A 10972-nucleotide genomic window follows, 5' to 3' on the forward strand; every position below is an offset into this window, starting at 1 on the left:
CGTGAAAAAGACCCTGGATCAGCGCTTCGAGCTGGAAGACAGCAAAGAGCGCAAGGCGGATTGTCGGGTAAGAGTCTTCGTGCCCGTTGCCGATGGAGAAATGAAAGAAGCAGTTGTTCTGGTGAGCTGGGCACCGCAAGTGCCCGACTTCCCCACTGGCCCCTGGCTGGAGACTATCGTCACTAGCTTCCGTGGCGGATTAGCGGACGTGCAAAGTGAGCTAGACTTCCTACTCATCGAGCACTATGCCGGTCGCAAGTACAAACTGGGCAATATCCTGATGGACTTCGACGAAGAGCTGGGGCTGGTTCTCTTCAAAGAGACCGTCCCCAACTGCAACAGCCCCGCCACAAACCTACGAACGGGCAGAAGAAAGCCCAAGGCGGCAGACAATGCCCCTGCGGTGCGAGAGCGTCGCCTGCTCCACTGGACACCCCTTTGTCGTGAGGCAGTAGAGGATGTCGTGGGTGAGCCTCTGGACACCCCAGTGCCATCTGCGACGCTTACTGCCAGCTCCGAAGTCGTCTACTCGGTTCAGGAAAGGTTGGCGGCGGCTTGAAAGAGTCTACACCTGCCGAGGTCATCTACGATGGCCCCTGGCACTACCGGGGATATCATGGCGTAAAGTCGGTCTGCTACCTGAGGCTCTATCAGCCCAAAGAACCCAGACCGGCCGTAGCAATCTTCACCGAGCTAGATTCAAACGCAGGCACCAGTGTGACGAATCGAATCGAGGTACTGGCAACTCTCGCCTGGGAGTTCCTACAGAAGCCCGAAGCCCCGCCGGTCGTGGTGGAGCACTATCCCAACCGAGGAGTGTACAACAGCCACTCAGATCGGTGGCAATTCCCTGAGCAGTTCGATCTCCCGGAGTTCGAGAGAAAAACAGACGGTAGCTTCGTGAAACCTAGGTGGCGGCGCGTCCCTCGCGCCACCATCGAGAAGATGATTGGGCAGCCATTCCCTAAATGAAACTTTCCTAAATTCAGATATCTGTATCTGTGGGAATCCGCTAGAAAACTACTCGCCTGCACGATGACACACGCCAACGTGCAGGCTATTTTTATCTTAAAACCCACTTTAATTTTGCCTATGCCTAACATTCCAACCTACCCCTATCCGCTTCCCACCGCAGCGCCAGAATACGTCGTCCGCATGCAGACCTTGTACGCACAGAATTACGGTGCTAACCTCAACGAGAAAGACGCCAAGGAGCTTCTGGAAACACTCATGCGCCTTGTCTACCTGACCCAACTTCATCACCTTAACGCCCTACACGATGCGCTACATCCTCTACGCTAGAAAGTCCTCTGAGTCGGAAGATCGCCAGGTTCAAAGCATTGACGACCAAGTGCGCATTCTCCGGGATTTAGCTACCTCACGCGGTCTAACCATCGTAGAGGAGATCAGCGAGTCCCATTCCGCCAAAGACCCAAGCGCACGTGCCGGATTCGAGGGCATGCTCAAGAAAATAGAGCGCGGCCAAGCCGACGCTATTCTTTGCTGGGCGATAAACCGACTCACCCGCAATCCCGTCGATTCTGGCAAGCTCTCCTGGATGCTGCAAAACGGAACCCTACTCTCTATTCACACCCCCGACCGGCAGTTCCTGCCCTCAGACAACGTCCTACTCTTTGCTGTCGAGACCGGCACCGCCAACCAGTTCATCCTGGATCTCAAGAAGAGCGTAAAGCGTGGCACATTGAGCAAAGTCGAGAAGGGCTGGGCACCATTTCGCGCACCCGAAGGCTACGTTAATGATGTCTACGAGCACACCATTCAGCCCGACCCTGAGCGCTTCGAGACGCTACAGCGTGCCTGGCAGCTCCTGATCAGTGGGTCACATACTATCGCTGAGGTTCACCGGATTCTGAACGACGAATGGGGGTTTACCACCCGGCGACGTCACAAGAGCGGCGGCGGGGAAATCTGTCGGACGAGCACGTATAACCTATTCACCAATCCCTTCTACGCGGGCTTTTTCATGTTTAAAGGCGAGATGCATCCAGGGAATCACCAGCCCATGATTACCTATGCCGAGTACGAGCAAGCGCAGAAGCATATTCGTGGCACGACGATGAAGCGCCGCTCCAGTCGCCATGAGTTTGCCTATACAGGACTACTTCGTTGCGCCCGCTGTGGTCATGGCGTTACCGCAGAGACGCAGAAGGGCCGTCATGGGAACGGCAACTATGTTTACTACCACTGCGCTCAACAAGGCGAGCAGTGCAACAAGCGCGGGATTCGTGAAGAGACACTGGAACTTGAGATAGACCGCCACCTCGCTGGGCTAAGCATCACCAAGGAAACGGGAGAGCTGGTACGGGACACTCTGCGCAACTGGGCCAAGGCAGAGTTCGCCGGGCTGGATGGGGTTTATGAAGAGCAGACGAAGACGCTTGTCGAAAGTGAACGTCGTCTTTCCGGACTGCTGGATCTTCGCCTTTCGGGGGTGATAGACACCGCGACCTATCAGAGCAAAGAGGCCGAACTCAAGGGCGTGGTGAGTCGCCTACGTGGAGAGGTCAGCAAAGTTCAGGGTCAGGTGGATCGGACGAGAGAGACGGTTGAAAGCGCCATCACTTTCTGCGAGACGGCCCACATGCGCTTCCAGCTCGGCGGTTTGTTCGAGCGCCGTGAAGTAGCCCGCCTGCTCGGCATTCGCTACACCTTGCTGGATGGCAAAGTTGAGGTCGAGCCAAACCCGATTTTGCTTCACTTACACCGAGCATTTGCTCCTATTTCTGAGAACATCGAACCCCTAAAAGTAGGCTCTGGAAGCTTAAAAAGAACCGCCCCCGAGGGAGCAGTTCTTCATGGCTGGGCAAACTGGACAAAGATCGAAAACCTGTTTGCTTTTTTTCGTGTTGTCAAAAGCGGTGACTACGACTGCTTACGACCTTCTTGGGTTACAAAAATAGTGTAGATCAGAAAAATACGAGTTGCAACGAGCGTTGCACTAGCTTTGCCGAACCCGGTGCACCCGGCATTTCGTAGTGCACTTGGCATTTCGTAGTGCACTTGGCATTTCGTAGTGCACTTGGCATTTCGTAGTGCACTTGGCATTTCGTAGTGCACTACGAAATGCCGAGCGTATACCAGGTTGCTGGGCCTTTGCCATGACGATTCAAGAGGCCGCGCTCCACAAGTTCATTCAGTCGGTTGCGAACTGTCCCCGGTTTTTCTCCTGTCAAAATCAGAATCTCAGAACTCTTCACACGACCCCGCTCACGAGCAAGCTCCAAGATTCGAATAGATAACTCTGGCAAGTCGCCTTCCAGAAGCTGCTCACGCTCAATCTTTCGCTCTAGGCGTGATTTCTGTGTGTGCAACGTACGAGCAAAGAACGTCACCCACGGCTCCCAATCTGGCACATCTGAAGACAGTGTTCCCTGGGTACTTTTCAGGGTACCTTGAGTGCGGCGCAGTGCCAGGTAATAGCTCTCTTTGTTCTCCTCAACGATACTTTCCAAAGAGGCATAGGGAACATAGCTGTATCCTGAGCGCAGCAGGAGCAAGGTGGTTAGAGCGCGGGAGAGCCGTCCGTTACCATCCTGAAATGGATGGATCGCTAAAAACCGTACCACGAACGCGGCAATGAGTAGGAGGGGGTGAACCAAGCCAGCCTCCAACGACTCACGGGTCTCAGAAACAAGTGCAGCCATCTGGAAAGGTGTATCAAAGGGGCTAGCTGTCTCGAAGACAATCCCGAGACTCTCCCCTTCGGGGCCGAATGCCTCAACATTATTCGAGAGCGTTTTGTAGTATCCCCGGTGGCGCTCATCCTTGCTGGAGTACTTGAGCAAGATCCCATGAAGCTGTTTGATCTGATTCTCCGTGAGAGGCAGATATTGCCAACTCGAAAAGATCGTCTCCATCAAGGCCGCGTAGCCCGCAACCTCCTCTTCATCACGCGAAGTAAACGAGCGCGTCTCTAGGCCCGAGAGTAGCAACTCAATCTGAGCATTGGTAAGCGTGACACCCTCGATGCGGGTAGATGAGCCGACGCTTTCGATGGTGGCAACACGCCTGAGTGCGCTCAGACGTTCGGGAGCGATATTGCGCAGGGCACGCCATGCCCCTTTAAACTCATCGATTTCGGCGACGAGGCGCAGAACTTCCTGGCTGGGACGGTAGGTGCCGAGGCTCACGATAGGGAGCCTTGGTAGATCACTAGAGAACATGAATCGATTTTATAATAAATCATGGCTGATTTTGATTGATTTTGATGGGTTTGTCAAGACCATGGAATAACTGCACAATCAGCGAAGAATCAACAGGGTGGACTCACGGCTCGATAGATCACACAGGCTCCTCGATAGGTCGGGCAGGCTCCAAAAGTGCGAGTAAATCCTCGCGCTGGATCAGCACTTTCCGACGGCCCGCAATCCGAAATGCCTTCAGGTTCCCCCCACGAATGTAGGAACGGATTGAGGACGCGGATAGCTGCAAGTAGCTTGCTGCCTGGTCTACCGTCAACAAATCACGATCCACCGTCAAATACTCTCGACCTTCACCGCTATCACCCCTGCTTATCACCATCGTCTACATCCCCTCAACATGATCTAAATCTCCTGTTCACCCATTATTGGAGACACAGTATACGCGATTTATTTACGACCTCATATTTACACGAACTCGATGCTGAATCCTGAAAGCATTATCCCAACGCGGTAACTTTAAGCTGTGCGGGTGTTAGAAAAGGCACGAGACCAACGTGTGTCAGGTTACACCAAACCGGGCTTATCCAGTCACTGGAAAGCAGATCCTCACGGGAGACGAGCCAGAATCGCCTAGCGAAACTAGAGATTTCCAGACCACTATGAGTTTCTTGAGCTTTCACCATCTCCTGGAGGCGCGCTGCAAGGGAATCACGACGCGCGGCGTCAAGGGTCAGTACCACAATACGTCCCCCTTCATATCCGCTCTGTTTCTGAAGCTCCCCAGAATACAGTAGCCGCACGTAGCTCTGAACCTTCTCTGGCCAATGGCGCATCCCCCGCTCTGTGCCTCGGTCCGCTTCCAGAAGGCAGAGCGTAACCAGTGGATCTGGTGCGAAACGAAACCGATAGGAAAACCAGGCATCCGGCAACACACGCCGCTGCCCCTTCCCCCCCGTCGGTAGGGTAAAGGTAGCCTCTTGTCCTTCCAGCCATCGCTCGAAATGGTTTTCCACAAGTGAAGCAGAATTCCCCGTAGAGGCGCTATCTTGTGAGCGCCGTGACTGCATCAGAAGCCAGATATGCATGTCCTTGATCAGGAGAGCATGGCGCAAAAACAGATGGTTCTTCGGGCCGTAGCCCGGAAGTACCTCCAGAGCATCTTCAGGAGCCAGGAGGCCTGCCTTCTCAAGATACCGTAGCCCCTTCTTCGTCATGACATAAATATTGGGAGCGGAGCCAAACAGAAGCGATGCATCGTTAGGATCACCTGGCCCCGCGAGCGCAGACCGAGAGATAGGAACCACAGCAATATACCCCCCATCGAACAGTAACCGAAGATGCCGCTGGGCGCTGTGCTTGGCAAGCCCCGACAGGTACATAATCTGCTGGATTGTCAAGATTCGACAGGCTGCCAGATCCTCCAAGAGGCGCACCCTTGGCCGTGTCAATGACACGACCTCCAGCGTGGGGGTGTAGCGCCCGCGCCGCAAGGCCCCCTCAGACAAGGCGACTTTCTCAGAAAAGGCTTCCATCGCTCGCGACCCCCTCTATGGGATTCTTTCGACTATTGCGTTTGTTCGATACTTTTCTGGAGACCCCTACGGTGGCACCGATCTCAGATGATGAATCGCTCACCCCGGAAGGGATGCTCGCCCCAGGCTCTACAATATCGATGGGGATGCTGTCTGAAACGTGATCAGGCTCTGGAATGTGATCAAATAAGGACTCAGGGGCGGACTTCGCACGCGACTTGGGTGATCTGCCCGTTAAAGACTCCTTGGCAAATTCGGCATTCTCATTCCCAGCAGATGCGGGCTTAGCCAGTCCACCAGCGACCATGAGAATCTGATTGGTGCGCCACTGAGCAACCGCACGGATTTCCTCTTGGCTTTGTCCATTGGCCCGCAGCGCAGCCACGCGATAGACTTCCAGCTCCTGCGCAGTTGCCGGACGATCCACCACATCTACCGCTCGAACAATCTGCGCGGGTGCTTCCGCGACTTTCACTACCGCATACTGGATTTCAAGATCCTGGATTTTCCGAAGCCAGACCCCCTCCAGCTCCGCCTTACTCAGACGCTCCACATGCACTACCTTAGGCTCAGGAAACGAGATGTGGAGCTCCAGAGTATCAGGACCGCCGAGCCAGTAGTCCTTCTCAGGAACGCCCTCAATGTAGCGATGCACTGCCACCCCCTGACCGCAATAGGGACAGCGAACATAGAGCCGACCTGCCCACGCACCAAGCTCATCGAAGAACCTCTTCACAGCACTCGGCTCAGTAGAGGTTCCACTGTAGAAGCACCACAGTCCCTCGGGCACTATCACCGGTGTGCCAGAGCCATCCAGGACCTCGTGACTTGCCACCACCTGCTCCACCTGGTTCTTACGACCACTGCGAGGCACCGCCGAAAGAGTGATCTTAGAGATGTGGCCCTGCGTTCCCGCCGCAAGAGAGGCGGCAACGTAGCGAGCGTCATTATAGCCAAGGCGAAAGAAAATCTTCACCGAAGGGCTGGAGAGAACCGTCGTGCGAAGATCCGGAGACATTTGCTCGAAATCCTGGCCCGCCAGTAGCAGGCGAATCTTATAGCTACGCCCAATGCGCACCGCCTTCACCACAGTTGGACCAATGAACTTCTCCTGAACACCTAACTCATCGAGCGAGAGGATCACATGGCGCTTCGCCTTCTCACCGACCCGGAACGCCGAGCGCAGGGCAAAGTGGGCAATCATTCCCCCCAGCAGTTGCGCTCCCTCATCGCCTAAGATGCTCTCATCCAGGTGCACCAGGACAAGCCTCTGCTCACTCCAGAGGGAGTCCAGGTGTAGTGTCTGCCGCTTGGGGCACAGCAGTGCCGCAAGATAGGCATTGGCGATGAAGCCCTGGATCTTGTTGAGGATCGGGGCCACCGCCGACGAGCGCTCTCCCTTGCTGCGAGCGGTGAAGTCTTCAAGGAAGCACTCACACGCTTTTGTGTAGGCAACTGGATCCTCCTGTACAACAGGGATCCGAATCAACTGCTCGCGGTAGTCCTCCTGCGTTAGGAACTTCTGAAGCTCGGTCAGAGTGAGTTTATGGGTGGCCATGACAACTAGGGCGTTGCGCAAAAAGTAGCTGAGCTGTACCCCCCAGCTCGCATGGAAGATGCTCTTCATCAGATCCGTCAGATCCCGCGCGGAGGACTCTACTGAGTCAGCAACGGCAAGCAAAGGGTTCCAGCCGGGAATCGGGGCTTTCTTGTCCAGGGGTCGGAGCAGGGTGACTTTCTCGGCGGGGATGCCGACCTCGCGAGCAACATCGAGCAAGTCCTGAATGGTTTCGTCCTTGGGGTCCATCGCAATAAGCGAGCAGCCCGCTTGTAGTTGCTCGCGAATTACGTGACGCATGAGGCGCGACTTGCCCATGCCTGTCGATCCAAACAAAACACTGTGGCGCTGGAGAGCGTGCGCGGTGGCGCAGACGGAGGCACTTTGACCGTTTCGACTTTTTGCTATTTTGTCGTTTTCCGTTTTGATATCGCCGCCTGTAATACGCTCTTTGAGGTAGGCACGCAGCCATGGTTTTTCGAGATGCGGTTTTAGTTGATACGAGTCCGTTTGTAGCGTGGTGAGGCCGTCGCCGGGTCCTTCGGTGACGGCCTCGCCTAGAGGTAGAGTGAAAGGGAGAGAAGACATAAAAAAGACTCCAGTCAGAAGAAGTACTCCGTTTGAGCAAAACAAAAAAGAAAAGACAGGAAGAGACCAGAGAGTGAGGAAAAAGATAAGCCAGTTACAGCCCTTTTCAAGGGCGGAAGGCATATATTCTCCTCACAAGCTGTCTATTATCACCTCTACTGTCAGGGGTAGAGGTGATAATAGAGGTCATTATTGACTTTCTCTAGCGCGTGATGGTTATGAGTTAGCGGGTGATGGTCATGCTGCGCATCTCCTGAGCCCGCTCCCCGATCTCCTGAGCCACCAGATCGGGGTATCGTGTTAAGAGCTGGGAGGGCAGCTCTTGCCAGAACTGCTCCATCTCGTCGCTTGGTAGTGAGCGGGCTTGAACGACTACCTGCTGGGCGATTCGATCGATATCCTGGTCACTGGGCCGAGCACTCGAGAGGCTAGGAATCGTGTGGCGGCGCATACTTTGCGTGGCCTGAAGCGCCTCTGGTGGAGGAACAGTTCCCGTCAGCCGAGCCCTGCGCAAGGAGTCACCAACGAAGCGGTGCATCTGCTGCTGAGCATAGGCATCAAGCTGCTCTGTCAACTCTTCTGGGGGCAAACCCGCTAATCCCCGGTGAAACAGGTGCTCCGCCTGCGCCTCCAGGAGCCGCGTCTGGGCGTCGATGTACTCTGCCTGCTTAGCATGGGCAATAATTCCTAAATCTGACTGTGCGACTGCAATTTGGGTGCGCCCATTCCACCTCTCCGTCTCCGTAGCTATCTGAACATTCATCAGGCGGCGCTCAGCTTCAAGCTGCGCCTCACTCACCCGAGCGAGGGCAGTCCTTTGCGAGGTGGCAGCTTTAACGCCCGCTTCCGTCACATTTTGGAGTGCTTCAAACTTAGACTGCTCTGACTGGTGGAGGCGGATCTCGCGGTTCGTCAAAGTAATCTGCCGGTCTGTATCGATCTCCGCCCAGAAGTCATCCCAGCCCTCTCCCATCGCCTTGAATATGCCCATAGTTATCGCTCCTTCTCACTGATAACGGGTAGTGAAATGTTAACCGGTAGTGAAATGTCCACCGCCTGAGTTCGTTGCGCTTCTTGCAACAGCACCTTAAGATCCGCCTCGGCGAGCGCCTGACCCCTCCGTACCGCCATGAGGAAAGCACGTGTCAAAGCATTCTCCAGATCCGCGGCGGTCATCCCTTCGCTTGCACTAATTAAGGGAGAATCCACAAACGTGACCTCCCCAAGCCATGCCTCCAGAAGAGCTGCCCTCGCCGCGTCTCCTGGCCTTGAGAGCTGCAAGGTCAGCGCACAGCGACGCAGCAAGGCGGGATCCAGTGCCTCCAGGCGATTGGTCGTCAGAAAGACAGCGATCCGCTCCTCTCCCTGAAGGGCATCCAGGCATTGGAGTAGTGTATTGGTGGCAGCGCGATCTTCCTGGTGCGCGGCGGACTCACTGCGCCGCATCGCGATCGCTTCGGCCTCGTCTATCACGAGCACGCGCAGACCGGAACTGGATAGGCGACGCACGGCGGTAAACGCCCCACGGAGCTTCTGGCTGAAGTCGCCTACCAGCCCACTGCCCCGCACCTCAGTCCCCACACTGATCAGCGAGCCAGAAGTCGATTTCTGGCGGCAGAAGGCATCGGCAACGCCGCGTACGAGCACCGACTTACCTACACCGGGATCTCCATACAGCAGGAATAAGGGCACGCTCTGGCTGAAGCGCGTTAGGAGGGGTGCTGGCACGCTCTGGCTGGACGTCTCTCCCCAGCGGGTCAAGGCATCGCCACAGAAGCAGTCAAGGTAATTGAGAAGCTCGCTTGCCTGCTCTTCCAGTCCTACCAGTTTTGCAAACGAGTGCATTAGCCGCTCTGAAGGCAGCGCTTCCTCGGGATAGCCCTCCTGGGAACCACCAGAAGACGTTCTCCCTCCGAGCGCTGCCAACCGGCTATTGGGCTGGGCGGGTAGGTTAACCCCGGTGGCTCCTTTAACGCTGGCGCTTACCTGTAGTCGCAGCGGGCCTTCGCAGCCCTGGGTTGTTCGCCGAAGCTCGGCCCGGTGCCAGGGCGAGCAGGCCAGCGTGAACTGGTCTGCGTTGGGCTCTGCATGAAGGCGGCTCTCCAGTTGGGGCCGTAGTGCTTCGGTGAGGCACTGACGCCAGCGCAGGCTTCCCTCCTCTTCCATGGGCTCAATAATGCACTCCCAGCTCCCCCCAGGCGAGGGCGAAGAAGAACCACCCGAGGGGGAAGAAGGAGCGGACTCGAGCGTGATCAGGGAAGGAGCGATCCTGATGGCATCGCTCTGCACCTGCTCTTCAGATCCATCCCCCACTTTTTCAGATCTATCCGCCACTTTCGGCATTGTTGTTTTTCGTTGAAATAGTTGAACCATCTTGATACCTCCTGTCTCACTTCCCCGTCGTCTCGAAGAACGTGTTCCAGTCAAAACCGGGCACCTGGATGCCTTCGGCTGGCCTCACCACGTTCAGGGAAGATTCCGGCGAGGGACTTGCTACTGGGCGAACGACAAGGCGAAGCTCGACAGGTGCTTCCTCCCCCGCAAAGGCGAGGGCCTCCGAGATCGTGAGGCGCAGTCCAAGCTCATCCTCGACTGGCTTGAGGCCTTCGCTCTCCAGAGTGCAGTAGATCAGCTCCTGAAGGACCTCAAGCTGACTGCGCAGCATGGAAGGCACTGCCATTCCCTCGCCCGCTCCCGCGTCAGTAACAATAAAATCCAGGAGCGGAAGGTAGCCCAGCTCATCGCCAGCCGGGGTCAGGGGAACTAAACAGATTATTTGCATAAAGATATTCCTTGTACTTTCAGAAGGGGCTTCCAGGGCTTCTAGGCCAGAGAATAGGCTTCTAGCCCAGATCGCGACGGGTATTGCGAACTAAGTGGCGGTTGACTCCAAAGCCGCTACTCCCGAAGGAGCCGTAGTGCTCTGTCTCGGTAGGGCCATCTGAATCAATCTCGCTCACGGGTGCCCATCCCACCCGAGCAAAGGCGCGGCGGCAATACTCCATCCCCATAGCTTGATTTGGCTCGACAGCGACACGTACACGGGTGCCTGGGGGCAGAGCACGTGGCAACGGGGACTGGGTGGGAGACGGCCCCGAGGCTCCTACCGAATGCGGTGAAAGCTCATAACG

The 10972-nt window shown here is 55.9% G+C and carries 11 protein-coding genes and 1 pseudogene; 4 read left to right on the forward strand and 8 right to left on the reverse strand.

Annotated features, from left to right (window positions below; genetic code table 11):
• The 4 genes from ACH2EH_RS16240 to ACH2EH_RS16255 form a co-directional block, all read left to right on the forward strand.
• On the forward strand, positions 1-559 hold a 559-nt coding region (locus tag ACH2EH_RS16240; RefSeq protein WP_395143171.1), incomplete at its 5' end, for a hypothetical protein.
• Positions 556-972 (forward strand): hypothetical protein, encoded by a 417-nt coding sequence (locus tag ACH2EH_RS16245; protein ID WP_395143173.1) that lies wholly within the window; start codon positions 556-558, stop codon positions 970-972. The genes ACH2EH_RS16240 and ACH2EH_RS16245, both read left to right, overlap by 4 nt.
• Before the next feature lie 183 nt (positions 973-1155).
• Positions 1156-1302, forward strand: a complete 147-nt coding sequence (locus ACH2EH_RS16250) for a hypothetical protein (RefSeq protein ID WP_395143175.1) — start codon at positions 1156-1158, stop codon at positions 1300-1302.
• On the forward strand, positions 1280-2926 hold the full coding sequence (locus ACH2EH_RS16255) for a recombinase family protein (RefSeq protein WP_395143177.1): 1647 nt from the start codon (positions 1280-1282) through the stop codon (positions 2924-2926). Before ACH2EH_RS16250 ends, ACH2EH_RS16255 begins: the two co-directional genes overlap by 23 nt.
• A gap of 151 nt (positions 2927-3077) precedes the next feature.
• On the opposite strand, the gene ACH2EH_RS16260 is transcribed toward ACH2EH_RS16255, so the two are convergent.
• The 8 genes and pseudogenes from ACH2EH_RS16260 to ACH2EH_RS16295 all read right to left on the reverse strand — a co-directional run.
• On the reverse strand, positions 3078-4184 hold the full coding sequence (locus ACH2EH_RS16260; protein ID WP_395143179.1) for a Fic family protein: 1107 nt from the start codon (positions 4182-4184) through the stop codon (positions 3078-3080).
• A gap of 118 nt (positions 4185-4302) precedes the next feature.
• Positions 4303-4494 carry a helix-turn-helix domain-containing protein gene (locus tag ACH2EH_RS16265; RefSeq protein ID WP_395143181.1) on the reverse strand — a complete coding sequence of 64 codons (192 nt, stop codon included), beginning with the start codon at positions 4492-4494 and terminating at the stop codon, positions 4303-4305.
• 166 nt (positions 4495-4660) lie between these two features.
• Positions 4661-5695, reverse strand: a complete 1035-nt coding sequence (locus ACH2EH_RS16270; protein ID WP_395143183.1) for a replication-relaxation family protein — start codon at positions 5693-5695, stop codon at positions 4661-4663.
• Positions 5679-7841, reverse strand: coding sequence for a type IV secretory system conjugative DNA transfer family protein (locus ACH2EH_RS16275; protein WP_395143185.1), 2163 nt, complete (start codon positions 7839-7841; stop codon positions 5679-5681). The genes ACH2EH_RS16270 and ACH2EH_RS16275 overlap by 17 nt, the downstream gene beginning before the upstream one ends.
• 223 nt (positions 7842-8064) lie before the next feature.
• The gene (locus ACH2EH_RS16280) at positions 8065-8832 is read right to left on the reverse strand and encodes a hypothetical protein (RefSeq protein WP_395143187.1); all 768 of its coding nucleotides are present in this window, start codon (positions 8830-8832) and stop codon (positions 8065-8067) included.
• A 2-nt stretch (positions 8833-8834) separates the two neighbouring features.
• Positions 8835-10154 (reverse strand): AAA family ATPase, encoded by a 1320-nt coding sequence (locus tag ACH2EH_RS16285; protein WP_395143188.1) that lies wholly within the window; start codon positions 10152-10154, stop codon positions 8835-8837.
• 76 nt (positions 10155-10230) lie between these two features.
• Positions 10231-10623, reverse strand: a complete 393-nt coding sequence (locus tag ACH2EH_RS16290; protein ID WP_395143190.1) for a hypothetical protein — start codon at positions 10621-10623, stop codon at positions 10231-10233.
• A gap of 61 nt (positions 10624-10684) precedes the next feature.
• Positions 10685-10972: pseudogene (locus tag ACH2EH_RS16295) on the reverse strand (hypothetical protein); the annotation flags it as partial.

It is taken from the genome of Armatimonas sp., assembly GCF_043760365.1.
In the GTDB taxonomy this organism is placed as follows: Bacteria; Armatimonadota; Armatimonadia; order Armatimonadales; family Armatimonadaceae; genus Armatimonas.

What these genes read in the sequence shown, in the direction of transcription:
- ACH2EH_RS16270 (WP_395143183.1), bottom strand. Translation starts at nt 5,695, where the DNA reads ATGGAAGCCTTTTCTGAGAAAGTCGCCTTGTCTGAGGGGGCCTTGCGG.
- ACH2EH_RS16290 (WP_395143190.1), bottom strand. Translation starts at nt 10,623, where the DNA reads ATGCAAATAATCTGTTTAGTTCCCCTGACCCCGGCTGGCGATGAGCTG.
- ACH2EH_RS16255 (WP_395143177.1), top strand. Translation starts at nt 1,280, where the DNA reads ATGCGCTACATCCTCTACGCTAGAAAGTCCTCTGAGTCGGAAGATCGC.
- ACH2EH_RS16275 (WP_395143185.1), bottom strand. Translation starts at nt 7,841, where the DNA reads ATGTCTTCTCTCCCTTTCACTCTACCTCTAGGCGAGGCCGTCACCGAA.
- ACH2EH_RS16280 (WP_395143187.1), bottom strand. Translation starts at nt 8,832, where the DNA reads ATGGGCATATTCAAGGCGATGGGAGAGGGCTGGGATGACTTCTGGGCG.
- ACH2EH_RS16250 (WP_395143175.1), top strand. Translation starts at nt 1,156, where the DNA reads ATGCAGACCTTGTACGCACAGAATTACGGTGCTAACCTCAACGAGAAA.
- ACH2EH_RS16260 (WP_395143179.1), bottom strand. Translation starts at nt 4,184, where the DNA reads ATGTTCTCTAGTGATCTACCAAGGCTCCCTATCGTGAGCCTCGGCACC.